The organism is Mesorhizobium sp. M8A.F.Ca.ET.181.01.1.1 (assembly GCF_004792025.1).
Lineage (GTDB): Bacteria > Pseudomonadota > Alphaproteobacteria > Rhizobiales > Rhizobiaceae > Mesorhizobium.
Genome location: NZ_SRTV01000008.1, coordinates 300,221 through 324,604 on the forward strand (window position 1 = coordinate 300,221; position 24,384 = coordinate 324,604).

A 24,384-nucleotide genomic window follows, 5' to 3' on the forward strand; every position below is an offset into this window, starting at 1 on the left:
GCTTGCGCTCGACAGGCTAGAGAACTGACTTGAGGAATTCTATGGTCTCGGGTCGCTCCGGGCGGCCGATTACTTGGCCGGGAGGGCCGATCTCGTGGATCTTGCCTCTGTGGAAAAAGGCGACGCGATCCGAAACTTCGCGCGCAAAGGCGATTTCGTGCGTGACGACAATCATCGTCATGCCCTCGGACGACAGAAGCCGCAGAGTGTCCAGCACCTCACCGACGAGCTGAGGGTCAAGTGCCGACGTCACCTCGTCGAACAGCATGTAGTCGGGCGACATGGCGAGCGCGCGGGCAATCGCCATGCGCTGCTGCTGCCCGCCGGACAGCCTCGAAGGATAGACTTTAAGTTTTTCGTTAAGCCCGACATGCGTCAGCTTCTCCACTGCTACGGCCTCCGCCTGCGCGCGGCCCATGCCTAAGACCTTACGCGGTGCAAGCATGACGTTTTCCAGCACCGTCAGGTGCGGAAAAGCGTTCCATTGTTGGAATACGATGCCGATCCTGCGCCGCAGCCGGTTCAGATCGGTGCCCCGGTTGTGGACTTCGATGCCGTCAACCTTAATGCGGCCGGAATTGATTTGCTCGAGCCCATTGATGCACATCAGCAGGGTCGACTTACCGGAGCCAGATCCCCCGATAACGGAAACCACTTCGCCTTTCTCGACGGTCATGGTGACGCCTTTGACCACCTCGAGCGAGCCGAAGGATTTGTGAACATCTTCTATCTCAATCATTTTCGCGCCACCTCTTCTCCAACCGGGCGCCGAGACGGGCGATCGGGAAGCTCATGAGAAAATAAATCAGCCCAACGATGCCTAGAACGAAGAGCGGTTCCTGTATGCGTGTCACGATGATCTGCGAGGACCGCAGCAACTCGATGATGCCGATCCACAAGACCAAGGCCGTATCCTTCATGGTGCCGAGCGTAAGGCTGATCCAGTTCGGCAAGGCCACGCGCAATGCCATGGGAAAGACGATTTCGGTCAGGTCTTGCCGCCAGTTCATCCCGAGGGAGCGAGCGGCGCGCCGCGTGGTGGTCGGCACGGCTAGAATGCCGGCACGGACGATCTCGGTGCAGAACGCCCCCGTATAGATGGCCAGCACTAGGCAGCCGATCGTGAACGCCGACCAGTTGAGCCCGATGATGGACTTGAAGGAATTGGCAAGAATCAGTTGGATGAGCAGCGGAACGGAGCGAAAAATATCCAGCACAAAGCCGATCGGCCCGTTGATCCACCACGGCACGGTGGCCCTCGCCATGCCGAATGCAACCCCCGTCAGCGTGCCGCCGAGCACGGCCCAGAAAGTTATGGAAAGCGTAACGCCCGCACCTTTCAGCATGAACAGGAGATCGTTTTCGGTGAGCGACGTGGCCAGAAAGGGACCGTCGAACAAATGCGCCTCCCTTAATAGCGGAACAGTCGCCAGGCCATCAGCCTGGCTAGGCCTGTAACGACCTTGGCGGTCACGTAATAAATGACTGCGGCTATGGAGAAGACCTCGAACGTCCTGAATGACTTCACGTTGATGTCTTGCGTAACCCCCATCAAATCATTGTTGAGCCCAACGATGACGCCAAGCGAGGTCATCAGAATCGACCAGACCATCTGATTTGTCAGCGGGTGGAACACAACGCGGAAAAGTTGCGGTAACACGATGAGCCGAAACGCCTGTATCGGCCCCATGCCGAGCGAGCGGGCAGCACGTATCTGTGTTTCCGGAACCGCGTGGAGACCGCCACGGAAGGTCTCGGCTAGATATCCGGCATTGTTGAAGGTCATGCCCGCCAGAAGCGCCGGAAAAGAGTCGAGAAATATGCCGAGCGACCCCAGGCCGAAATAGGCCATATAGATCTGGAACAATGCCGGCGTGTTGCGGGCCAGTTCTACCCACCCCACGGAGAAGGCCTGGAGCGCACGGAAGCGCGATCTGGAGGCGAGTGCAAGAAGGACTGCTAAGAAGACACCGAAGATCATGGAGAGCACGGCGACTTGGAGGGTCACCAGTGCTCCCCACAACATATCTGGGAGCACCTGGAAGGCGGGACGCCAGTGAAAGGTGTAGTGCATCGCTAGCGCCGGCGCCGATCAGCGATAGACTTTGGGCACCGTCATGTCAGGCGCGTCGCCGGGAGCGACCCATTTGTTGTAGAGTTCCTGGTAACGGCCGGTCCGCACCTGCTGATAGATAAAGAGGTTCAAATAGTTGAGAAAGCCCTGTTCGTTGCGCAGCGTTATGATTCCGGTGTAATCGATGTTGTAGGGAGCATCGCCGGCGACAACCAGTCCCTTATACTTGTCGTCCTTGACCGCCGCGGCAGCAGCCGCCGAAACCACGATCGTGGCCTCGATCTGGCCCTGGGCGAGAGCGAGGTTGCAATCCGCCTGGGTCTGATAGGAACGATAGGATCCTTGCCCCCAAGCCTTAACGTCTTTTTCGAGAGCAAGCGATTCATAGCCGCCAACAACAGCGCCGACCTTCCGGCCCTTGAGCTGTTCGTAGGTCTGGATGCCGGAACCCTCGCGCGTGAGGATGACGTCCTTGAACGCGAAATAGGGAATTGAAAAGCCGATCGTCTTTGCGCGCTCCAGCGTATCCGAGGTTCCGGCAATGCCGACGTCAGTACGCCCCGACACCAAGGCGGGGATCCGATCGGGGAACGGCGTCTCGACAATCTCAACCGATACACCAAGCGCCTTGCCGAGGTCGTTGCAGTAGTCAACGTCAAAACCAATCGGATTGTTGTTAGCATCGCGTGAACCCATCGGCGGGTAGTCCAGAACGACGCCGCATCGAAGTGATCCAGAAGAAATAACGTCGTCTAGCTTGTCCGCATGGGCGACAGCCGGTGCGGATGCGGCGAAGGCGGCGGCTAGGGCAAGTAACTTGATGCGCATTTTCATTCCCCTCTTGTTGATTGACACAGCGCCCTACAGGCGAAGTCCGTGCCTCGATATCGTATACGCTCGCACATGCCCTTCATTTCGTATTTGCCCGCAAAAATGACTATTGAAACCAACTTCTGCCGGCTTTTGAAATTTTGAACAAATTATCACCCGCAATGGCTGTCATCGCTTTGCCCCCTGTTTCGCCGTTATTGCACCAGAAAGCCGAAAGTGAGCGGGTCATTCCGGTCGATGATCCACTCGGCGAAGCCGCAAATAGATGCCTTGCCGCTGACCTCTGGAATGATGGCGTCGAACGGGCCGACCTTGGTCTCGTTCAAGACACGACCTTGGAAAACGGTCCCAATGATGGACTCGTTGATAAGCGTCTCGCCTTTGGAAATTTCGCTACGACGATACAATTGGGCGATGCGTCCGGCAGTGCCCGAACCTGTCGGCGAGCGGTCGATCGCGCGATCTGCGTAGACGCAGCAATTCGCTTGGGTAGATCCTTCGTGGCGGGGATCGCCGTAGACCATCACGCCGTAAAGGTCGTTGAATTCAGGAATTTCCGGATGAACGATTGGCATGGCGCCGTTCACGGCAGCCTTGATCTCATAGCCGAGCTGCATGATCTTCTGGACATCCCTTTCACGAATGGCGATGTCGTGCGGGCGCCCGTCGACATAGAAATAGGTGGCTCCGCCATAGGCGATGTCCCCGGTCACTTCGCCGAAAGTCGGCGTGACGACGGTCACGTCCTGCTTGAAGACGAACGACGCCACGTTCACGAAGCGCACTGTGCCGGTTCTGTTTCCGTCCCATCCGACGAAGGCCTCGATGAATCCGCAGGGGGCGTCGATCCCCACCCTTGTCTCCGGTGATGTGCGCTCGATCCAACCCATTTCGACGGCGGCGGTGGCCAGCGCGATTACGCCGTGCCCACAGTGGGGGCTATACCCGGCGTTGTTGAGGAAAATCACGCCGAAATCTGCGTCGGCGCTGACCCGTTCCGTGAGATAGCCTCCATAAAGGTCTTTATGGCCTCGGGGTTCGAGCATGATTGCACGCCTATAATGGTCCGCATTCTGTTTCAGCCATGCGCAACGATCGACAATGGTTCTTCCCGGAAATCTGGGCAGCCCTTGAGTCACAAGCCGAAAAGTTTCCCCGCATGTGTGCAACTCGACGGTCTTCAACGATCGCTCGTACTGCATTCGGTGCTCACCCAATTCAATGCTCGGCTTGAATGTCGTTCAAATTTCATATATCGTATACGATTTTACGGTTGCGTCAACCCGGAAACGGGCGTCGCATTGGTCGAACTGGCTGCTGAGCCTGAGCGGCGCCGCCGTAATGAACCTACCTCTGCCGGAACGCCGCGTGCAGCGAACTGGTCAGCGGGCCGAGAATATAGTTTAGCGCGTGCGCTCGGTCACAAAGATGACGGGCGCAGACATGCCTGGACACCCGCGCCTTCGAGTGCGTGATTTGGAGCTCGCAACGCGCACATAAGAGCGCTTCGCTCTCTTTGTCGCCCACGTCTTAGGCGTGTTAAGGTCTACTCGCCGACACGACGAAGGCGAAGGCGCGACGCCATCGGCCGCGAACTCGATGTCGCCGGGAATGGCCAAGATCCACCAACGACCGGCTAGGCTCATCCCGGCGCCGCCAGCAATTGGGGAAGCAGACCAGATAGCGCTGCACGAGGTTCACAGGCACATTCTCGCAGCCAGCCTTGGCCATGCCGACCGACGCCTTGATTTATCCGAACATTCTTCGAGGCCTGCAGCAACGCTGGCTGACATCAATGCCTGAAGCGTCCTCTGGCTAGAGGCTACGCCGCTCCCTCGAGATAGGCCGCGCGCACTTCCGGGTCGGCAAGCAACTCGGCGCCCGTGCCCTTCACGGACACGCGGCCATTTTGCAGCACATAGGCGTGGTTCGCGAGCCCAAGAGCGTGATGTGCGTTCTGTTCTACAAGCAGCACCGATACGCCTTGGGTCGAATTGATATCGCGAATGATGCTGAAAATTTGCTTCGCTATTATCGGCGCTAGACCAAGAGAAGGCTCGTCCAGCAGGAGAAGCTTTGGGCGTGCCATCAGAGCGCGCGCGATCGCGAGCATCTGCTGCTCGCCGCCCGACAATGTTCCGGCCCGCTGATCCTTTCGGTCGCGCAATCTTGGGAACATCTCGAAAACGCGCGACAGATCCTCGCTAAAGTAGCTCGGACTCGAAATTGTTGCTCCCATCTTCAGGTTTTCAAGGACCGTCATTCGCTGAAATATCCGCCTTCCTTCAGGAGCGTATGCGATGCCGGTACGTACAATTTCGAAAGTCCTGAGATCCGACAGTTCGGTTCCACAAAACAGAACGCTGCCGGCGCTCGGCTTGGGTTTACCGCAAATGGCGTTCAGGAATGTCGACTTGCCGGCGCCGTTGGCACCGATGAGGGCCACGATCTCTCCCTCATTGAGCTCAACGTCGATCCCTTTGACAGCAGCCACGCTGCCATAGTGAACATGCAGATTCTTAACGCTCAGCATTGGTCGTCTCCGCTATGAGACCTTCAGAAACCATGTCTTCGGGGGTTTCCCCGAGATAGGCAGCAATAACCACTGGATCCCGTTGGATCGTTGCCGGCGAGCCCTCGGCTATCTTGCGACCATGGTCGAGAACGGCAACATGATCGGAAATCTTCATCACGACACTCATGTCGTGTTCGATCAGGATGATCGTGGTCTTACTGACATTCTTGATATGAAGGAGCAATTCATTCAGTTCCAGGGATTCGCGCGGATTGAGTCCCGCCGCGGGTTCATCCAGGCACAGTAGTGATGGCTCGGTACACATCGCCCGCGCAATCTCAAGACGTCGCTGCGCTCCATAGGGCAGACTGCCCGCTTGCTGATCGGCTAGACTATTCAGTCCCACTTTACCAAGCCAATGCCTTGCCAGCGCTATGGCGTCTTCCCGGACCTTTCGCGACCCCTTGACGTTGAGCAGGGCGGAGATGACCGAAAACCTGCTGCTGTTGAATTTGTTGTGCTGGGCGACAAGGAGATTGTCGAGCAGGCTCATTCTCTGAAACAGGCGAATGTTCTGGAAGGTCCGAGCGACGTGAGCCTTTCGCGCAATATTGAAACCCTGCATTTTCTCCAGCGCATAAACCTCGCCGCTAGCCTCCGCCAGACGAATGTTGCCCGAGGTCGCTCGATAGAAACCTGTGATGCAGTTGAACAAAGTGGTCTTTCCCGCGCCATTCGGACCGATCACAGCGGTGATTTCGCCTTGGTGCGCCGTCAAGGAGACATTGTCGACCGCCACCAGGCCGCCAAACCGCATGGTTAGCTCTTCCACAGTCAAACCTGCCCCGCTCGGGAGCGCTCGGCCAGCCTTGTCGGCGCTAGCAAACGGGCTAAAAATCTCAACAGATACTTTTTCTGTTTTCATGGCGACGTTCTCTTTTGCACTGCGAGTTGCCTGATGTGGGAGCTAAAACAAGGGCACGCCTTCAGCTCCCATCCGGCAGGAGGATCTCCGCGGGCGGACGCAAATGGTCCTGCATGGTCTTGCGGGCCAAGGCCGGGTTCCGGTCTCTAATGGCTTCAAAAATCGCACGGTGCTCAAGCCGGTCCGTCACGGGGACCGACGAAAACGATTTCATTATGCGTTCACGCAGTTCGCGCATAGCCCCGATCAGTAGCCCTATCGTGGTGATAAGGAAGCTGTTTCTCGATGCTTCCGCCACGGCGATATGGAATCGCTGGTTCTGCTCGAAATAGGTTTGGCCGGCTGTAATCTTCAGCTCCATCTCCGCGACGGCGCGCTCGATATTGGCGACCTGATCCGATGTAGCGCTCTGCGCAGCCAACTCTGCTGCAAAGCCCTCGAGCAGCGACCTCACCTGAAGGAGGTCTTTGAGCACCCAAGCCGACATCGACTTCTCGATATCGCGTCCAATGGAATTGCCTAAAGGCGAAATCACTACCGTGCCGAGGCGCCCACGCTTTTCGAGGACGCCAATAAGTGCCAGGCTCTGCACCGCCTCCCTGACGCTAGACCGACCAACCCCCAAGATCCGCATCAACTCCGGCTCGGGTGGCAAGGTTTCGCCGGGCTTCACTTTTCCATCGCGAATGAGCGACAGAAGTCCATCGGTGACGCTTCCAACAACCGTTGTCCGCGTGATCCGGCGGAGAGACTTGGAAACAGAGTCGTCGCTCATGACGGTCGGGTTCCTCCGACCGGCACCGAATAGGTTGCCGTGACGGATGCCCTCAACGTCGCCAGTTCCTGCTCCGACAGATCGGCGGCGAGATGGAACAGGCAGTGGCCCCGCTGCGACAATGCAGGTACTCGTTTGCAAATCACAAAGCCGGAGGACGCGAACCGAACAGCGACCGGTTCTCGCCACGGCGTGTCGGGAAAATGCAACAGCCCCGCCGTCTGGCCGCTTTCCACCATGTCGCCCAAGTCGACCCAAGGTTCGAAAACCCCATTCTCCGGGCAATACAGATAGTCCTTGCCGGAAATGACCCGCATGATACGGCCGCCCGGCGCGCTGGCTGCGTTAGGCCATTCCAGGATGCCGTAATAGGCAAGCATTCTGCGCAGGCCCTCCTCGGCCATTTTCAGCGCGTGCCTAGAAACGGTACCGCATCCCCCGAGTTCCGTCTCGGTATAGATCACCCCTGCCCGATCCGCCGCAGCGGAAAGCATCCGATCCTCGCGTTCGCCGCCTTCGGAAAAATATGAGATGGGTGCGCCAAAGGCCAACAATGCCGACGCCAGCTCGCCGTAGCGTTTGGGATCGGCTCCGCGTAGCGTTGCAAGCGCGCACGGGACATATTGCAGAGTCGAGCCTCCCGAGTGAAGGTCGACGACGCCGTCACAAAGCGGAAGCAAATGGCTTTCGATATAGTGCGCAATCATCGAGGTGGGGCCGCCGTCCGGATCGCCGGGAAAGGCCCTGTTCAGGTTGCCGTCATCCAGCGGAGACGTGCGGGTGCCGTTCAATGCCGCCGGAAAGTTTGCGGCTGGCAGAATGATGATACGCCCCTTGATGTCGGCGGGTTCAATGGCCATCACGAGCTTGCAGAGCGCTACCTGACCCTCATACTCGTCGCCATGGTTTCCGGCCACCAACAGTATTGTAGCGCCGTTTCCGCCCTTAATGCAGACGATCGGCACCGGCACGAATGCGTATGCTGCCTTATTCGTCGACACGGGGACGCGCAGAAAGCCGTGCTGCTTGCCATCACGGTCGAAATCTATTTCGCACGCTATTCGGCTTGGAACACGCATCGCATTGACCAATCTGAAATTATCGGGACTAGGCACGGAGGTCAGCCACGGGAACGGCTAGCTCGCCGTCAGGCATTTTGGCCGACTTGGGTTTGAGCAGACGGCCAGGACGAATGACCATGATGAACATCATGGCGAGCCCAAACAGGACCATTCGGTATTGTTCAAACTCGCGCCCAATCTCGGGCAGCAGAACCAGGAGCGCCGCTGCCAGAAAAATGCCCAGTTGGTTTCCTCTTCCGCCGAGAACTACGATAGCCAGCACGATCGCGGATTCGGCGAATGTGAAGCTTTCAGGACTCACAAACCCTTGACGCGTGGCGAAGAAACAGCCGGCCAACCCCGCGAAGGCAGCCCCGGTAGCAAAAGCCGACAGCTTCACGCTGGCTGGATTGATGCCGAGAGAACGGCACGCGATCTCATCCTCCCGCAACGCTATCCAGGCGCGACCGATTGAAATCTGTTTGATCCGGCTGGTAAAGGCATTTGTGACCAATGCGAGGCCAAGGATTACAAAATAGAGGAAGATGATCCGGTGGGTGGGCGAGTAGGCTATGCCTAAGAGCTCGTGGAACGTCCTCCCGTTTGCCTGAGACGCGGCGAACGGAATTCCAAAGAAACTGACCCTCCCAATGTTGTCGATGCCGTTAGGACCGCCGGTGAAGTCCTGCCAGTTGATGAGCACAAGGCGTATGATTTCGCCAAAGCCTAAAGTGACGATGGCGAGGTAATCGCCTTCCAGCTTGAGCACCGGATAGCCTAGCAAGATCCCGAACGCCGCCGCAATGATCGCTGCAATGGGCAGGCACGCCCAGAATCCCAACCCAAATGTGGTCGACAATATCGCAAACGTGTAGGCACCTACCGCGTAGAACGCGACGTAACCAAGATCAAGCAAGCCGGCTAAGCCCACAACGATGTTGAGCCCCCAGCCAAGCATGACGTAGATCAGGACCGTAGTGGCGAGATCAACGTGATAACGGCCGACGCCAGGCAGAAAAGGGAATATCGCAGCCGCACCGAGCACAGCAAACACGATCGTCTTGTTACCCGGCAAAAAGCCTGGGGTCGCCGAGACGCCTGTCGACAGGGCCGAGAATACCGTCTGCAACTGGCCCAGAAGCTGACGGTGGACGACAGCCCACGTAACGCGCCCAATGAATACGGCGGCCACGATGAAGGCCACGATCGTTGGCCTGATCTGGAGCGACAGGGCACCGCCAACTTCGGCGGCGTGCAGGCCGATCAGAGGACCGGCCAGAACCAGCGCCACTCCGGAGGCAATCAGAGCATCCAGGAGTATTTGCCGGAAGTTGATGCGGGCGGCGGGAGCACTCATGATCACACCTTCTCGATGTCGGGACGTCCCAGCAGGCCGCTTGGCTTGAGCGTCAGGACAAGTATGAGGACAACGAAGACGGCCACGTCTTTGTACTCGACCGAAAAATATCCAGACCAGAACGCCTCGATAAGTCCGATCAGAAGGCCACCAATGACGGCCCCCGGGAGCGATCCGATGCCACCCAAAACGGCGGCCGTGAATGCCTTAACCCCGACCACGAAGCCGATATAAAAATCGACGACACCGTAGTATAAAAGCACCATCGTTCCGGCGATTGCAGCCAGTATCGCGCCAATCACAAAGGTTGCGGAAATTGTACGATCGACATTCACGCCCACAAACTCGGCCATGGTGATGTCCTGTTCGCACGCCCGCTGGGCCCGACCGAGCGTGGTCGATGACACAAAATAGGACAGTGCTCCCATAAGCAGGAGCGTCAGCACCAACATGGCGCACTGAATGTATGACAGCCGCACGGCGAAACCGTCGCTTTTGGTCAGAATGATACCGCCGGTGATCAGCGGCTCAAGCGCCTTGATGCGCGCGCCCTGGGAGAGCTGGATCGCATTTTGAAGGAAAATGGATGCACCGATAGCGGAGATCAGAGGTGCGAGTCTGAACGAATTGCGAAGCGGCTTGTAGGCCAGCTTCTCGATCGTCCATCCGCAGAACGCACAAACAACGACCGACACGATTAGAGCAACAAGAATGACCAGCGCAACGGAGGTCAGTCCGAGCGAGAAACAGGCCATGATCGCCAGCAGAGCGCTGTATGCGCCGATCATGAAAACCTCGCCATGGGCGAAATTGACCATCCTTATAATGCCATACACCATCGTATAACCGATCGCTATCAGGCTATATACAGACCCTATAGTTAGACCGTTTATCGTTTGCTGTAACAAGTAGTCCATTAAACCTCCCGCCCCTCCGTTTTTATAGGCTCAAAAGGCCAAGGATGGAGTCCATCTGTTCATCAGACGATATGATGATAATTTTGAGCATGTCAATGGGATTTTTGAGTCGCAGTGGCTAAACAATTTCGTTGATTCATCAGATGGTCTGATGTATCACCCCTGACGTTAGCTCTTGGAGGATAAAATGAGCGAAAATCGGAAAAAACGGGGAATTGTCTTTTGGTTTGCATGTCAGCTAGCCGCAGGTGCGGTGCTGACCGGTAGTTTGGGCGCCGTTTCAGCCAGGGCCGACTCGCTCGTCCTTGGTGTTGCTGGATCGCTGTCCGGATCGAACGCGGCGGAAGGTGAGCATCTCAAGCACGGCAGCGAGGCAGCGGTAGCCGACTTGAACAAGAAGGGCGGCTTACTTGGCCAGCAGGTCGAGCTGTTTTTTGGCGATGATGCGGGGGATCCCCGCCAAGCCGTCGCCGTCGCCAATCAGATGGTCAATCACAATGTTATCGGCGTGATTGGCCATCTGAGCTCCGGCGCGTCGATTCCGGCCTCGTCCGTCTACGGAGAGTCCGGCATTATTATGATCAGCCCGAGCTCAACAAACCCGATGGTCACGGACGGCGCCGCCGAAAAGGGCTTCAACACGATATTCCGCGTCTCAGGCCGCGACGACGTCCAGGGACGGGTCATCGGCGACTATCTGGCGAAGAAATTCGCCGGAAAGAACATCGCGATCATCCACGACAAGCAAGCTTATGGAAAAGGCTTGGCCGACCAGGCAAAGAAGGTCCTGAACGACGCTGGCCAGACGGAAGTCCTGTTTGACTCCATCAGCCCCGGCGAACGCGACTTCTCAGCCCTGGTCAGCAAACTGAAGGCCGCAAAGGTCGATGCCGTCCTGTTCGGCGGCTACTACGCCGAGGGTGGACTTCTGATCCGCCAGGCGCGCGAGCAAGGTCTGACGACGCAGTTCGTGGCCGGCGACGCGCTGAACAATACCTCGTTCTGGGAAATTGCCGGAGACGCAGCGAATGGCACGCTCTTCACCTTCCCGCCGGACCCACGGAAGTTGCCCGACGCGCAGCCGGTACTGCAGGAGCTCAAGGCGAAGGGTGACCCGGCCGAGGGCTACACGCTCTATGCCTACGCCGCCGTGCAGGTCTACGCCTGCGGCGCTGAGAAGGCGAAATCCACCAATGGGCAGGACATTGCCAAGGTTCTGAAGTCGGGAGAGCCCTGCCCGACGACGATCGGACCGATCGCCTTTGACGAGAAGGGCGACGTCAAGCAGCAAAACTTCGTGTTTTTTGAGTGGCGCGACGGAAAATACAATCAGCTTCCCGACGTCGCAAATTAAGTGAAACGGTAAATATAGGGCTTGCAATGTTAAACACACTCGCGCCGCAAGAGACGAATTGGCGGCTCAATCGAATAGAATTGCTTCGGCAATGTGCTCTCGTTGCGGGCGATTGGGTCGAAAGCAATACCAGGACGGCGGCGCGAGTGTTTGATCCGGCTACGGGAGATCTGGTCGGAATGGTTCCTCAACTAAGTCGCGCCGACACGCGCAACGCCATCGAAGTGGCGGCAAGGGTTGGGCAGACCTGGTCGCGCGAATCTCCCTTGGCGCGGGCCGATGTCCTGCAACGATGGCGGTCGCTGATCTTGGACAATCTGGATGACCTGAGCCAGATCATGACCGCCGAATGCGGAAAGCCCCTGGCGGAATCGCGAGGCGAAATCACCTTTGCCGCAGATTTCGTCCGCTGGTTCGCTGAAGAAGCTCGTCGAACCTATGGCGAGATGATCCCGTCTTCCAACACTCGCAGGCGGCTAGCGGTCATAAAGGAGCCGGTTGGTGTCTGCGCAGCGATAACGCCCTGGAATTTTCCCGGCGGTACCGTTCTCCGAAAGCTTGCGCCGGCTTTGGCCGCTGGTTGTTCGATGGTCCTAAAGCCGGCCCCGCAGACGCCCTTCACCTCGCTAGCCCTGTGCTATCTCGGGATGGAGGCTGGCCTGCCTGCTGGCGTCTTGTCCTGCCTGACCGGTGACGAGCGCGAGATCGGCGCCGAGCTCACGGAAAATCCGCTGGTACGCAAAATCACCTTTACCGGATCGACATCGATCGGACGGTTGCTGCTCGCCCAATGCGCTCCGACTGTGAAACGCGTGTCGCTCGAGTTGGGCGGAAACGCTCCGCTGATCGTGTTTGACGACGCGGACCTGGAACTTGCGGTCCAGGGTACTCTGGCCTCCAAGTTCCGGAACAATGGTCAGACCTGCGTGTCCCCGAACCGGATCTACGTCGCGTCCTCGGTCTACGAGACCTTTTCGGACTTGCTCGTTCGCGCCGTCGAAAAGCTGAAGGTCGGCGACGGCCGGGACGCCAGCACTATGCTCGGCCCGCTGGTCAACGCGGCCGCGGTTTCCAAGATCGAACGCCAGATCGCGGATGCAGTTGATCTTGGCGCTACAGTGTTGACGGGGGGAAAGCGGCACGGTCTCGGCGGGAATTTCTTCGAGCCGACCGTTCTTGCGGACGCAGCGCATGGGATGGCCCTCGCATCGGAGGAAACGTTCGGACCGGTCGCGCCGCTGTTCCGCTTCGATACGGAAGACGAAGTCGTCGAACTGGCGAACCGGACCCAGTACGGGCTCGCCTCCTATTTCTACTCCAAGGACATCTCGCGTTGCTGGCGCATGATTTCGGCGCTCGACTTTGGCATCGTCGGTGCGAATGAAAGTCTGACATCCGCCGTTGAAGCGCCCTTCGGCGGACGCAAGCAGAGTGGCCTTGGCCGCGAGTCGGGACGGCTCGGCATCGATGAGTATCTAGACGCGAAATACGTCTCGTTCGGAGGACTTTAGTCCGTTTTCCAGGACGTAACCAATCCACGGTCCGACTTCTGGTTCGATAATTTTTCCAGGACGGTGCGAAGCACCGCACCGATACTGACTAAGGAAAGAGAATGACACCTCATTTACTCGTCGCCCGGCGACTCAGGTGCGATACATGTGGGCACATCGAGTTGAACCCCATCTCCGCTCTGTGCCCGAATTGCGGTGGCATCCTGTTGAGCGAATATGACAGTGCGATGTTTCCCCCCGCTAAAGTGAAGTCGATGTGGGACTACCGCGCTCATCTCCCAGTGGACAATGCAGCGAACATCGTCAGTCTGGGCGAAGGCGGGACACCGCTACTGGAGGCTCGCAGCTTTGGCGAGCAGCATGTCTTTATCAAGAACGAGACGCGCAATCCAACCGGTTCGCAGAAGGACAGAGGCGTTTCGGTCGCGCTGTCCAAGGCAAAGGAACTCGGCGTCTCCCGGGTGATCACGGCGTCCACCGGCAGTTCCGGTTTCGCTTGTGCCACCTACTCGGCCCGCGCCGGCATCCCATGCGTCATCCTGGTGCCCGCCGACACGCCTAGTGCACGCACGGCGCCGATGGCGGCGCATGGAGCGATCGTCGTCCAAATCCAGGGTCCGTTCACGCGCACGGCCGATATCTTCGAGGCGGTCAGGGCCGATCCAAGCTGGTACATTGCCGCTACCAATCGCCAGATGAACCCGTATCAGGGCGATGGCACGCGCACCATGGCCTTCGAGATCTTCGGGGAATTGCAAGCAGTTCCGGACTGGATCATCGTGCCCGTGGGCAGCGGCGGCACACTGTCGAGCCTGTGGCGCGGTTTCAATGAATTGAAGAGGAACGGCGTCATCGCCTCGATCCCGAAGATGGTCGCAGTGCAGCCATCCGGCTACAACAGTGTCGAGCAGGCTCTTGCACGAGGCATATTCGATCGCGATGGCGTTTCGAAGCTTGCAGCTGAAGGCTCGGGCGAGACCGCGATGCTCAATCTCCGGACTGGTCGCAGGTCCGATCTTGCGGACGCGGTGTCGGCGGTGGAGGGGTCCGGCGGTCTGGCCCTGTCGGTTAGCGATGCCGAAGCCTCGGAGTGGCAGTTCAAGATTGCCGCGCAGGAAGGCGTTTTCGTCGAGCCAAGCGGCGCGGCCGGATTCGCCGGGCTGGCAAAGTTGCTCAGGGACCAGATCATCCAGCGAGGCGAGTTGAGCGTCGTCATCGCCACCGGCTCCGGATTGCGACAGCTTTCGGCCATCGAACGACCGCACCGGGTGTCGGCCCCTGACCCGCTGACTCTCGCCGATCTCGGTGCTTTCACCCGCCAGAGCCTGCCGGCATAGAGCACGGGCATGGAACACAAGCTCATTCCGACGGTCGTTGTGGGTTTCGGCACGATAGGCCATCGCGTTGTATCCGCACTCCAGGACGGCATCGCGGATCTGGAGCTCATTGCCATTGGCGTCCGCGACCCGAATTCATCCCGGTTGACCGAAACGCCACAGGCAGTCGAGTTCATAGCCGGATCAGAGGCGTCGATGCATGGGCAGTTGATCGTCGACTGCGCGTCCTCTGGCTCATTTGCCGAAGTGGCGGAACCGGTCATCCGAGGAGGCAAAACCTTGGTTACCGTTAACTCCGCCGCGCTGTTAGCCAGAATGGATCTTGTGGACATGGCGGCCGCAACTGGTGCAAGGATTATCATCCCGAGCGGCGGAATTCTCGGCCTCGACGCTGTTCGTGCTGCTGCCGAGGGCCAGATCATGACAGCTGAGATAACCACAAGGAAGCCGCCGCGCGCGCTTAAGGCAGCGAAATATGTGGTCGAGCATCAGATCGATTTAGACCGCCTGACCGAACCGGTGCTGCTCTTCCAGGGCAGCGCGCGCGAGGCGGCCCGATTATTTCCCGATAATGTCAACGTCGCCGCCTCCCTTAGCCTCGCGGGGATAGGTCCGGACAGGACCGCCGTTCAGATCTGGGCCGATCCGGCCTGCACGGTTAATTCCCATACCGTCGAAGTCGAATGCGATGCCGGGCGATTCACCATGACGATCAGCAGTTCTCTCTTCGCGCAGAAAGCGGTTAGCGGACGCATGACCCCTCAAAGCGTCATCGCTTGCCTGCGCGGACTGCACGCGACGCTGCGCGTCGGCAGCTAGCCCGGTATCTAAAACCGATGACGAGCGACAAAGACGGTGGCGAGATGTTCCCCGAATCAACGCCGTACCCACTCATGTCGGCATCGCTGGGTGATGCCGCCGGAATTCGACATGGGTTCTTTACGCGGAGCGGTGGTGTCTCGCGCGATATCTACGCCGGGCTAAACATCGGCCTCCGATCGCTTGACGACCTGTCCTGCGTACTGGAGAACCGCCGCCGCGTCGCGCACTGGATGGGCGTGGACGAAGCCCGCTTCCTCACCGTCGTGCAGATCCACTCGAACGAAGTAGTCGTCGCGTCAGAGCCCTTCCAGGGCGAACGACCGAAGGCCGACGCAATCGTCACTGATAGGCCTGGTTTAGCCATCGCATCGTCGACCGCCGATTGCGGACCGATTCTTTTTGCCGACGCACAGGCCCGTGTCATCGGTGCGGCGCATGCCGGCTGGAGGGGCGCCTTCAGCGGTATTCTGGAAAACACCATCGCCGCCATGGAAGGACTGGGCGCCGAACGCGATCGCATTGTGGCGGTGCTTGGCCCGTCGATCGGACAGGAAAACTATGAAGTCGGTCCTGAGTTCGTGGACCTATTCCTCAACGCCGCGGCGGACAATGCCACCTATTTCAAGCCCTCGCCCCACAGGTCGCATGCCATGTTCGACCTCAACCGCTACACTATTGACCGCCTGAGCAAGAGCGGGGTCACCGCCGAAGGTTTGTGTCGATGCACCTTTGCGGAAGAGAACCTTTTCTATTCCTACCGCCGCAGCAAGCGGCACGGCGAGCCCGATTTCGGCCGCCAGGCTTCGTCCATCGTACTGCAAGACGACTAAATGCTTGGCATTACCTAGCAAAGAACACACCCGCAGACATGATTTCAGGATCGATGCCTTGCGGAGTGCCGCCTGCCTACGGTTTGGCAGGAAACTTCAGGTGCTTTTCCATGAGCCGGCGCGCGGCCTTCGCGTCCCGGTTCCTTATTGCTAAGAAGATTGCGCGGTGATCCTCGACGTCATGATCGCGGACCGCCGGGTCTAGGCTGATCGTCCGTTCACGAACTTCGCGCATACCGCCTATTATCTGTCGTAGTGTCGCGACCAGGACCGGATTTCTGGACGCTTCGGCAATGGCGAGGTGGAAGCGCTTGTTTTCCTCGAAATACTGCTGGCCGCTCTCGATTTTTCGCTCCGCGGCGTCGCACGCTTTTTCAATGACTGCTAGTTGCTCGTCGGTAGCCCGCTCGGCGGCACGGGCCGCAGCATGCCCTTCGAGTATCGCCCTCACTTCGAACAAATCCCCGGTCACCCAAGCCGCGATCGAATCGGCAAATGCAGCCTTGAAATGATTTTCGACTGGAGACAGAACCACGGTTCCCAGCCTTGGCCGGGGGTCAAGGATGCCGACGGTCGCCAACGCGCTGACTGCTTCGCGGATACTGGATCGTCCCACGCCCAACATCTTCATCAACTCCGGCTCAGTCGGCAGCGTCTCGCCGGGCTTCACCGTGCCGCTTTGGATGAGTTGCAACAATTCTTCAGTGACGCGCTCGACCAGAGACACACGCTGCACCTTCTTGAGCTGGACAACCGGCGCACGAACTTCCTTGAAATTGCTAATCGGTCTGCTCCCTAAGTTGACACCGATTTTATGTGACACCCGAGATTCGGGCAATCCATTACATTTGGCCGTGGGGAAGAGCCGACTGAGTGCGCAAAGGCAGCATGCGGCAAAACAATGGCCTCAGAGCTTTCAGCCCATCGCCGGCGACGGTCGGTTGCTATTCGCCTCTGGAAAGCAAACCGCCTCCGTTCAGCCGGTATGGACACGCCCAGCCAAGGTGAGAGGATTGAACTGGAAGACGTCAGTTCTTCAAATTCATTAGCAGCGATTTACATGCGTTGGAGATATGTTTCTGCAATATCCCCGCTGCCTTCTCCGCGCTTTTTTCTTTGCAGGCGGCAAGTATCTGACGATGTTCTCGGTCATCTACACGGATATCACCAGAGAGTGTGAGCTGTATTCTCAAATAGCGCTCAACCCTGTCGTTGACCGAGCGGATAAGATTTACCAGAAACGGTCGATTTGCGTCCTCGTATAGGCACGAATGGAATTGCCAGTTCAACTCAGACCATCGCGCCACGTCGGTCTCGCGCGCGAAGGCGTCGCAGTACTCGGAAGCTTTTTGGATCGTTGCCGATGTTATGTGCGGCACAGAAAGTCGTAGTGCATTTGTCTCGAGCATGGCGCGGACCTCAAATATCTGGACTATTTCAGACCTTGAGACACTTGCGACAACGGCGCCGCGATTCCGCTGAAACTCGACCAGACCTTCGGCCTCGAGCCGCTTCAAGGCCTCCCGAACCGGGATTTTGCTGACACTAAAAAGCCTTGCGACGTCATCCTGGCGAATTGGCTCTCCGTCACTGTAGGAGCCGGTTACGATCGCCTCACGGATATGTTTGGCTATGATGTCTGAGGCTGTCGGTGCGGAACCGAGCGATGGCAGTTCGGCAGGATTGAGGGGCAAAACGATCTCCAAACCAGGTCAGACTACAATCGACTACCGTATCCAATATAAACTCTCAACGACTCTGGCTTAAATCAACGGCGAAGTCTGGGTCGCGAACTCGCTTTCAGAGACGCGATGCCGCTTCGTAGGGCGCAGCCTCCGGCCTGATTCCGTGCGCTTCCGCCGAAAATGTTAGCCCGGCGAAGTCTGTCACTTGCGTAGCGCGACATGTTACCGCCTGCCACCCTTAGAGACGCCTTCGGCAGCTTTCGTTCCAATGGTGGCAAAAAAAGCCGGTTCCCTTCGATTTCAGCGAGCTTGCACTTGAGCCACCCAGATGGGCGTGCTATTGAATATCGTATACGTATACGATTTTGGAGGACCCAAGATATGAAATTTGATGGCAAGGTGGCAATCGTAACCGGAGCGGCGCAAGGTCTCGGATTGGCTTGTGCGAAGCGCCTCCACAGCGACGGCGCCGATGTGCTGCTCGTTGATGTCCAGAAGGATGAAGTGAAGGCTCAGGCTGAACTCTTGGGACCCAAGGCATTCTGGTGGGCTGGAGACCTCGCAGACATTTCCCAGGACATGGCCCGTGAGATCGTAGATCAAGCCATAGCCCGGTTCGGAGCGATCGACATCCTGGTCAACAACGCAGGTATTACCCACATTGCCGACTTCGTAGATTTTCCGGAGGACGTTTTCGATCGGGTGCAACGCATCAATGTCAAGGCGCCCTATCTTCTCGGTCAAGCAGCAGCGAGAGCTATGATCGCTCAAGGCAAAGGCGGATCGGTCGTAAACATGTCGTCTGTGAATGCCCACTTGGCCATTCCAGGTTCGGTGGCATACGCAGTTTCGAAGGGGGGTATCAAGCAGTTGACCGCGGTAATGGCGGTAGGATTAATTCCTCATGGAATCCGGGTAAATGCCGTTGGGCCGGGAACGATCATGACTGACCTTGTCCGGAATTCCGTCATGAAGAACGAGGAGCAGCGTAGGATGCTCCTCTCGCGCACGCCGATTGGCCGCCTCGGAACACCGGAGGAGGTTGCGAGCATCGTCTCATTCTTGTGCAGTGATGACGCTTCCTACGTCGTCGGCGAAACTATCTATGTAGATGGCGGTCGAATGATCTTGAATTACACGGTTCCAGTGGAATCTTAGTCCTTTAAAGCATTTCTGCAACTCATTGATAATTTCCGGTCTGCTTTGCAGCGGGCGCTCGTGCGTCGGATCGCAGCTTGATTTCTCCGCGTGACTTTAGGTGCAGGCGCTTTGTCCTCCTCGAGCACAACCGGGCTTTCGCTTGTTAAACACAAAACTGGCTTAGAGGTAATAATGACTGGTCGTTGGGATTTCTGGATCGACCGAGGCGGCACGTTTACCGACATCATCGGTCGCGATCCAGATGGCGGACTGCATCCGCGCAAGCTGCTGTCGGAGAATCCCGAAGCCTATCGCGACGCGGCAATCCAGGGTATCCGTGACCTTCTGGGCCTGCAACCGGACGCAACAATACCGCCTTGCATGATCGGCGACATCAAGATGGGCACGACGGTGGCTACCAACGCGCTGCTGGAGCGCAAGGGCGACCGTGTCCTGCTGCTCATCACGAAGGGGTTTCGCGATGCATTGCGCATTGCATACCAGGCGCGACCCGACATTTTCGCCAAGGAAATCATCCTTCCTGAACAGCTCTACGAGCGTGTCGTGGAGGTGGACGAACGCGTCCGCGCCGACGGGTGCGTCGAGAGAATGCTTGATCTCGCGGCCCTCAAGCCGGCCATCGAGCAGGCCAAGGCCGACGGTATCGACGCCGTGGCCATCGTCTTCATGCATGCCTGGAAATATCCCGACCATGAGAAGGCCGTCGCGACACTCTGCCGCGAACTCGGCTTTGGACAGGTTTCTGTCAGCAACGAGGTCTCGCCCCTGATCAAACTGGTTGGGCGTGGCGACACGACCGTGGTCGACGCGTATCTTTCTCCGATTCTGTCGCGCTATGTGCAAAGGGTGGCGGAGGAGTTGGGTATCGGGTCTCTCCCCGACGGGAAAGATACTCCGCATCTAATGTTCATGATGTCGTCGGGTGGCCTCACTGCGGCCGACATGTTTCGGGGCAAGGACGCGCTACTGTCGGGTCCTGCCGGCGGCGTGGTTGGCATGGTCGAGACCGCGAAGCTCGCCGGCTTCGGCAAGGTCATCGGCTTCGACATGGGGGGCACCTCGACCGATGTCGCGCATTATGAGGGTGACTACGAGCGCGCCTTCGACACAGAGGTAGCAGGCGTGCGCGTGCGCGCGCCGATGATGCGCATCCATACCGTTGCCGCCGGAGGCGGGTCGATCCTGCACTACGAGGCCGGCCGATTCCGCGCCGGACCCGATTCGGCAGGTGCCAATCCTGGCCCCGCCTGCTATCGGCGTGGCGGCCCGCTCGCAGTGACTGACGCCAACGTGATGCTTGGCAAGCTGCAGCCCGATTTTTTTCCCTCGATCTTCGGCCCGAACCAAGACCAGCCGCTCGATGCGAAAGTCGTCCGGCGGAAGTTCGAGGCGCTCGCCACTGAGATCGGTGCTGAGCGGACGCCAGAAGCTGTCGCCGAAGGCTTCGTTACCGTCGCCGTCGAGAACATGGCCAACGCCATCAAGAAGATCTCGGTGCAGCGCGGCTACGACGTCACGGAATATCTGCTGAACTGCTTCGGCGGCGCAGGCGGACAACACGCTTGCCTTGTCGCTGATGCGCTCGGCATGGAGGCAGTGCTGATACATCCATTTTCCGGCCTACTCTCCGCCTATGGCATCGGCTTGTCCTCGGTTTTTGCCTCGCGGCAGCAAGCCTTGCTGAAGCCACTGGACGAGGCATTTCTTCCGGCTATCAACGAGATGATCGCCACGTTGCGTCTGGCAGTTACCCAGGAACTGGGTGCCCAGGGAGTCGGCGAAACGTCCGTCACGACGAAACCAGTGCTGCATATCCGTTATGACGGTACCGATACAGCATTGCCGGTCGACTTTTCCGATGCCTCGATAGCGCGCGCGCGAAAGGGCTTCGAAGCCTCGCACAAGGCGCAGTTCGGCTTCGTTTATGACGACAAGCCGATGGTTATTGAGACAGTTGCGGTTGAAGGAACGGACGGTGGTCGGGGTGGGCTGGTGGAACCTGAATCAGAACTCGACGACATAGCCGCCAAGCCTGATGACCTGCGGAAAATCTTCTGCGAAGGAAAGTGGCGGGATGCCGGCGTCTACAGGCGTCAAACCCTCCGCCCAGGGCACAAGGTCGCCGGCCCTGCCCTGATAATCGAGCCGAACCAAACCATCGTCATAGAGCCAGGCTGGCAAGCGGAAATCACTCCCCGCAACCATGTGCTCCTGCGCCGGATCGAGAAGAAGCAACGCCGTGCCGCACTCGGGACCGAAGCCGACCCGGTGATGCTTGAGGTCTTCAACAACCTCTTCATGTCGATTGCTGAGCAGATGGGCGTGACACTGCAAAACACAGCCTATTCGGTAAATATCAAGGAAAGGCTGGATTTCTCCTGCGCCGTCTTCGACCGGACCGGCGCCCTTGTCGCGAATGCACCTCATATGCCGGTGCATCTGGGATCGATGGACCGTTCGGTAGAAACCATCATCCGGTTGAATACCGGCGATATTTATCCCGGCGATGTTTTCGCCCTCAATGCGCCGTATAACGGCGGTACACATTTGCCGGACATCACGGTGGTGACGCCGGTGTTCAATGATGCGCAGGATGCGATCCTATTCTGGGCGGCCTCTCGCGGACATCATGCCGATGTCGGCGGGACGGCACCTGGCTCGATGACGCCACTCGCCACCACGGTCGATGAGGAAGGCGTGCTGTTCGACAATTTTCGCATAGTCGATCGCGGCCGCTTCCGCGAGACTGACCTGCACACGCTGCTGACCAACCACAAATATCCAGCGCGCAACCCGCGCCAGAACATCGCCGACCTGAAAGCACAGATCGCCGCCAACGAAAAGGGTGTGGCTGAACTGCGCAAGATGATTGCCCATTTTGGCTTGGACGTGGTGGAAGCCTATATGGGCCATGTGCAAGACAATGCGGCCGAAAGTGTGCGCCGCGTACTGGAACGCCTTCCCGACAGTTCAGAGTACGAGTACGCGACTGACACTGGTCAGTCAATCAAAGTGCGGATCACGGTCGACCGACTGAAGCGTCAGGCCAAGGTAGATTTCACTGGGACTTCGCCGGTAATGAAGAACAATTTCAACGCGCCTGAACCGGTAGCCCGCGCGGCGGTGCTGTATGCCTTTCGAGTCATGGTCGAGGACAACATCCCTATGAATGCTGGATGTCTCCGACCGATCGACATCGTCATACCGGATGGCTGCATGCTGAAACCTGCTTACCCTGCTGCGGTTGTTGCCGGCAATGTCGAGACGTCGCAGCACGTCACCAATGCGCTATTCGGAGCAATGGGGGCTATCGCCAATGCGCAAGGGACGATGAACAACCTGACCTTCGGCAATGAGACCTATCAGTATTACGAGACCATCTGCTCGGGTTCGCCCGCTGGACGGATGAACTCGGGCCGCGGCTTTGCCGGAACTTCCGGCGTGCATACCCATATGACCAATTCGCGATTGACCGACCCCGAAATTTTGGAGTTGCGTTTCCCGGTTCTGCTTGAAGACTTTCATATCCGAAAGGGGTCAGGGGGCAAGGGCAAATGGAGCGCCGGCGACGGCATCAGCCGCACCATCCGCTTCCTCGAAAAAATGGAATGCGCAATCCTCTCCTCCCACCGCAGCCGGCCGCCCAAAGGGCTCGATGGCGGCGGCGATGGCCAGGCTGGATCGACGAAAGTACGTCGCACGACTGGCCGGATTGACACGCTGAAAGCCTGCGACCAGACCGTTCTGGAAACGGGTGAGGCGGTGATCCTGACGACCCCTACGCCAGGGGGGTTCGGATCGGCCAAATAGAATGCTCGGTCAATCCGGATCGATTCCAATATCGTGCGCTTGAACTTTTACCGCCGCGGTAGATCCAGCCGGCAGCAATTTCTCATCGATCGCGAAGGTACTTCAATGACTTTGACAACCCTTCTGAATGCGAATGTCCTCGACGTCGACAATGGGACCATCGTGCCCGACCAGAAGATCGTCATTGAGGACGGGATCATCTGCGAGATCAGTCCTTCGACCGCAGGGGTGAAGTCAGGGCGTTCAATAGACTTGAGCGGCGCGACGCTGATGCCGGGCCTCATCGACGCGCATGTGCACGTTACTGCCTACACCACGTTCGGCGAGCTCGCTCAAGCGGCACCGTCCTATGCTTCGGCCCAGGCTGCCCGGTTGATGAAAAAGATGCTGATGCGGGGATTTACCACGGTTCGCGATGTCGGAGGCGCCGACTTTGGGCTTTCTAACGCAGTGGCGGAAGGCTTGTTCGAGGGACCGCGGCTTCTCTTCGGCGGCAAAGCTTTGTCCCAAACCGGCGGCCATGGTGATTTTCGGGCCGCTGGCGTCGACGCCTATGACCCGTCCTACTGGCAACCGGGTCTCGGCTGCATCGTCGATGGCATCACCGAAGTGCGCCGTGCCGTGCGCCACGAGGTCCGCCGCGGCGCGAACCACATCAAGTTCATGGGCGGCGGCGGCGCGGCATCGCCCACCGACAGACTCGATTCCGATCAATTTTCAGAGGAGGAAATTGCCGCCATCGTCGAAGAGGCCGCTATGGCGAACCTGTACGTGGTGGTTCACGCCTACGCCACCAGGACCATCGAACGCGCGGCTAGGCTCGGCGTACGCTCAATCGAGCACGGCAACTACCTCGATGAACCGACGGCTGCCCTGCTGCGCGAACGCAACACCTTTCTGGTTCCCACCATCGTTACATGTCAGGCAGCCATCAGATACGGTGCGGAGGCAGGTCTATCGTCAAGTTCGATCGCGAAGGAAAAGGCGCTGATAGAGCCCGCGTTCAGGGCGATAGAGCTGGCGCGCAACGCCGGCATTCCAATGGCCTACGGCACCGATCTAGTCGGCAATATGATGCAGGAACTCCAACTGCAGGAATTTTCCATTCGAAGGGAGGTAGTTCCATCTTCGGAACTGCTGAAGTCGGCCACGATCGTCGGCGCGGAGCTGGTCAAAATGGAGAACCAAATCGGCCGTGTCGCCAACGGCTATTTCGCAGATCTTATTGCGATAAAGGGAAATCCGCTCAACGATATTTCGATCATGGAAAACCCGGAACACAATCTCATGCTCGTGATGAAGGGCGGAGCCATACATAAGAACGAGCTTTAGGACTGTGTCGCCCCGGCCTCGGTCCTGCCCAACTCAAGGGCGAGAAAGAGTTCGGTCTCCTCTGGACATGCCTCTTAGATTCAACCG

Annotated in this window: 21 protein-coding genes; 8 read left to right on the forward strand and 13 right to left on the reverse strand. The window is 58.3% G+C overall.

The genetic code is table 11. The annotated features are described in order from the left end of the window. Positions 1-16: 16 nt before the first annotated feature. The 11 genes from EN824_RS26550 to EN824_RS26600 form a co-directional block, all read right to left on the reverse strand. Positions 17-739, reverse strand: coding sequence for an amino acid ABC transporter ATP-binding protein (locus EN824_RS26550; protein WP_135881101.1), 723 nt, complete (start codon positions 737-739; stop codon positions 17-19). Beyond that, positions 732-1,346: an amino acid ABC transporter permease gene (locus EN824_RS26555; protein ID WP_135881170.1), complete on the reverse strand. Its 615-nt coding sequence runs from the start codon at positions 1,344-1,346 to the stop codon at positions 732-734. Before EN824_RS26555 ends, EN824_RS26550 begins: the two co-directional genes overlap by 8 nt. 65 nt (positions 1,347-1,411) lie before the next feature. Then, complete coding sequence (locus tag EN824_RS26560; RefSeq protein ID WP_135881102.1) at positions 1,412-2,074, reverse strand: amino acid ABC transporter permease; 663 nt, start codon at positions 2,072-2,074, stop codon at positions 1,412-1,414. Positions 2,075-2,092: 18 nt separating this feature from the next. Beyond that, positions 2,093-2,908, reverse strand: coding sequence for a transporter substrate-binding domain-containing protein (locus tag EN824_RS26565; RefSeq protein WP_135881103.1), 816 nt, complete (start codon positions 2,906-2,908; stop codon positions 2,093-2,095). Between the two features lie 191 nt (positions 2,909-3,099). Beyond that, positions 3,100-4,107, reverse strand: a complete 1,008-nt coding sequence (gene lhpH / locus EN824_RS26570) for a trans-3-hydroxy-L-proline dehydratase (RefSeq protein WP_135881104.1) — start codon at positions 4,105-4,107, stop codon at positions 3,100-3,102. Between the two features lie 620 nt (positions 4,108-4,727). After that, positions 4,728-5,438 (reverse strand): ABC transporter ATP-binding protein, encoded by a 711-nt coding sequence (locus EN824_RS26575; protein WP_135881105.1) that lies wholly within the window; start codon positions 5,436-5,438, stop codon positions 4,728-4,730. Next, the gene (locus EN824_RS26580; RefSeq protein WP_135881106.1) at positions 5,425-6,345 is read right to left on the reverse strand and encodes an ABC transporter ATP-binding protein; all 921 of its coding nucleotides are present in this window, start codon (positions 6,343-6,345) and stop codon (positions 5,425-5,427) included. The genes EN824_RS26575 and EN824_RS26580 overlap by 14 nt, the downstream gene beginning before the upstream one ends. A gap of 61 nt (positions 6,346-6,406) precedes the next feature. Continuing rightward, positions 6,407-7,120, reverse strand: a complete 714-nt coding sequence (locus EN824_RS26585) for a FadR/GntR family transcriptional regulator (RefSeq protein WP_135881107.1) — start codon at positions 7,118-7,120, stop codon at positions 6,407-6,409. Further along, entirely contained in the window at positions 7,117-8,211 is a 1,095-nt protein-coding gene (locus EN824_RS26590; RefSeq protein WP_210236368.1) for a succinylglutamate desuccinylase/aspartoacylase family protein, read from the reverse strand. The genes EN824_RS26585 and EN824_RS26590 overlap by 4 nt, the downstream gene beginning before the upstream one ends. A gap of 16 nt (positions 8,212-8,227) precedes the next feature. Continuing rightward, positions 8,228-9,538, reverse strand: a complete 1,311-nt coding sequence (livM, locus tag EN824_RS26595) for a high-affinity branched-chain amino acid ABC transporter permease LivM (protein ID WP_135881108.1) — start codon at positions 9,536-9,538, stop codon at positions 8,228-8,230. A gap of 2 nt (positions 9,539-9,540) precedes the next feature. After that, complete coding sequence (locus tag EN824_RS26600) at positions 9,541-10,455, reverse strand: branched-chain amino acid ABC transporter permease LivH (RefSeq protein ID WP_135881109.1); 915 nt, start codon at positions 10,453-10,455, stop codon at positions 9,541-9,543. A 187-nt stretch (positions 10,456-10,642) separates the two neighbouring features. Here EN824_RS26600 and EN824_RS26605 point away from each other — a divergent pair, with 187 nt between their 5' ends. The 5 genes from EN824_RS26605 to pgeF all read left to right on the forward strand — a co-directional run bounded on the left by EN824_RS26605 (position 10,643) and on the right by pgeF (position 16,309). Next, positions 10,643-11,809 carry a branched-chain amino acid ABC transporter substrate-binding protein gene (locus tag EN824_RS26605; RefSeq protein WP_135881110.1) on the forward strand — a complete coding sequence of 389 codons (1,167 nt, stop codon included), beginning with the start codon at positions 10,643-10,645 and terminating at the stop codon, positions 11,807-11,809. Between the two features lie 26 nt (positions 11,810-11,835). Beyond that, complete coding sequence (locus tag EN824_RS26610) at positions 11,836-13,320, forward strand: NAD-dependent succinate-semialdehyde dehydrogenase (protein ID WP_135881111.1); 1,485 nt, start codon at positions 11,836-11,838, stop codon at positions 13,318-13,320. Between the two features lie 254 nt (positions 13,321-13,574). Beyond that, positions 13,575-14,657 carry a threonine synthase gene (gene thrC, locus EN824_RS26615; protein WP_281041397.1) on the forward strand — a complete coding sequence of 361 codons (1,083 nt, stop codon included), beginning with the start codon at positions 13,575-13,577 and terminating at the stop codon, positions 14,655-14,657. Between the two features lie 9 nt (positions 14,658-14,666). Next, positions 14,667-15,476, forward strand: a complete 810-nt coding sequence (locus tag EN824_RS26620) for an aspartate dehydrogenase (RefSeq protein WP_135881113.1) — start codon at positions 14,667-14,669, stop codon at positions 15,474-15,476. A gap of 44 nt (positions 15,477-15,520) precedes the next feature. Beyond that, positions 15,521-16,309, forward strand: a complete 789-nt coding sequence (gene pgeF / locus EN824_RS26625) for a peptidoglycan editing factor PgeF (RefSeq protein WP_135881172.1) — start codon at positions 15,521-15,523, stop codon at positions 16,307-16,309. A 76-nt stretch (positions 16,310-16,385) separates the two neighbouring features. Here pgeF and EN824_RS26630 read toward each other — a convergent pair whose 3' ends face one another. After that, positions 16,386-17,132 (reverse strand): FadR/GntR family transcriptional regulator, encoded by a 747-nt coding sequence (locus EN824_RS26630; protein WP_189522231.1) that lies wholly within the window; start codon positions 17,130-17,132, stop codon positions 16,386-16,388. 205 nt (positions 17,133-17,337) lie between these two features. After that, the gene (locus EN824_RS26635; RefSeq protein WP_135881115.1) at positions 17,338-18,003 is read right to left on the reverse strand and encodes a GntR family transcriptional regulator; all 666 of its coding nucleotides are present in this window, start codon (positions 18,001-18,003) and stop codon (positions 17,338-17,340) included. A 372-nt stretch (positions 18,004-18,375) separates the two neighbouring features. Here EN824_RS26635 and EN824_RS26640 point away from each other — a divergent pair, with 372 nt between their 5' ends. The 3 genes from EN824_RS26640 (at position 18,376) to EN824_RS26650 (ending at position 24,297) form a co-directional block, all read left to right on the forward strand. Then, positions 18,376-19,152: an SDR family oxidoreductase gene (locus EN824_RS26640; protein ID WP_135881116.1), complete on the forward strand. Its 777-nt coding sequence runs from the start codon at positions 18,376-18,378 to the stop codon at positions 19,150-19,152. A gap of 174 nt (positions 19,153-19,326) precedes the next feature. Next, on the forward strand, positions 19,327-22,965 hold the full coding sequence (locus EN824_RS26645; protein ID WP_135881173.1) for a hydantoinase B/oxoprolinase family protein: 3,639 nt from the start codon (positions 19,327-19,329) through the stop codon (positions 22,963-22,965). Positions 22,966-23,070: 105 nt separating this feature from the next. Then, positions 23,071-24,297 carry an amidohydrolase family protein gene (locus EN824_RS26650; RefSeq protein ID WP_135881117.1) on the forward strand — a complete coding sequence of 409 codons (1,227 nt, stop codon included), beginning with the start codon at positions 23,071-23,073 and terminating at the stop codon, positions 24,295-24,297. Positions 24,298-24,384 lie beyond the last annotated feature (87 nt).

Excerpts from the sequence above, each read along its gene's own strand:
- EN824_RS26605 (WP_135881110.1), top strand. The coding sequence starts at position 10,643 with ATGAGCGAAAATCGGAAAAAACGGGGAATTGTCTTTTGGTTTGCATGT.
- EN824_RS26550 (WP_135881101.1), bottom strand. The coding sequence starts at position 739 with ATGATTGAGATAGAAGATGTTCACAAATCCTTCGGCTCGCTCGAGGTG.
- EN824_RS26645 (WP_135881173.1), top strand. The coding sequence starts at position 19,327 with ATGACTGGTCGTTGGGATTTCTGGATCGACCGAGGCGGCACGTTTACC.
- EN824_RS26610 (WP_135881111.1), top strand. The coding sequence starts at position 11,836 with ATGTTAAACACACTCGCGCCGCAAGAGACGAATTGGCGGCTCAATCGA.
- EN824_RS26640 (WP_135881116.1), top strand. The coding sequence starts at position 18,376 with ATGAAATTTGATGGCAAGGTGGCAATCGTAACCGGAGCGGCGCAAGGT.
- livM (WP_135881108.1), bottom strand. The coding sequence starts at position 9,538 with ATGAGTGCTCCCGCCGCCCGCATCAACTTCCGGCAAATACTCCTGGAT.
- EN824_RS26560 (WP_135881102.1), bottom strand. The coding sequence starts at position 2,074 with ATGCACTACACCTTTCACTGGCGTCCCGCCTTCCAGGTGCTCCCAGAT.
- thrC (WP_281041397.1), top strand. The coding sequence starts at position 13,575 with ATGTGGGACTACCGCGCTCATCTCCCAGTGGACAATGCAGCGAACATC.
- lhpH (WP_135881104.1), bottom strand. The coding sequence starts at position 4,107 with ATGCAGTACGAGCGATCGTTGAAGACCGTCGAGTTGCACACATGCGGG.
- EN824_RS26565 (WP_135881103.1), bottom strand. The coding sequence starts at position 2,908 with ATGAAAATGCGCATCAAGTTACTTGCCCTAGCCGCCGCCTTCGCCGCA.
- pgeF (WP_135881172.1), top strand. The coding sequence starts at position 15,521 with ATGTTCCCCGAATCAACGCCGTACCCACTCATGTCGGCATCGCTGGGT.
- EN824_RS26650 (WP_135881117.1), top strand. The coding sequence starts at position 23,071 with ATGACTTTGACAACCCTTCTGAATGCGAATGTCCTCGACGTCGACAAT.
- EN824_RS26580 (WP_135881106.1), bottom strand. The coding sequence starts at position 6,345 with ATGAAAACAGAAAAAGTATCTGTTGAGATTTTTAGCCCGTTTGCTAGC.
- EN824_RS26575 (WP_135881105.1), bottom strand. The coding sequence starts at position 5,438 with ATGCTGAGCGTTAAGAATCTGCATGTTCACTATGGCAGCGTGGCTGCT.
- EN824_RS26620 (WP_135881113.1), top strand. The coding sequence starts at position 14,667 with ATGGAACACAAGCTCATTCCGACGGTCGTTGTGGGTTTCGGCACGATA.
- EN824_RS26555 (WP_135881170.1), bottom strand. The coding sequence starts at position 1,346 with ATGCTGAAAGGTGCGGGCGTTACGCTTTCCATAACTTTCTGGGCCGTG.
- EN824_RS26600 (WP_135881109.1), bottom strand. The coding sequence starts at position 10,455 with ATGGACTACTTGTTACAGCAAACGATAAACGGTCTAACTATAGGGTCT.
- EN824_RS26585 (WP_135881107.1), bottom strand. The coding sequence starts at position 7,120 with ATGAGCGACGACTCTGTTTCCAAGTCTCTCCGCCGGATCACGCGGACA.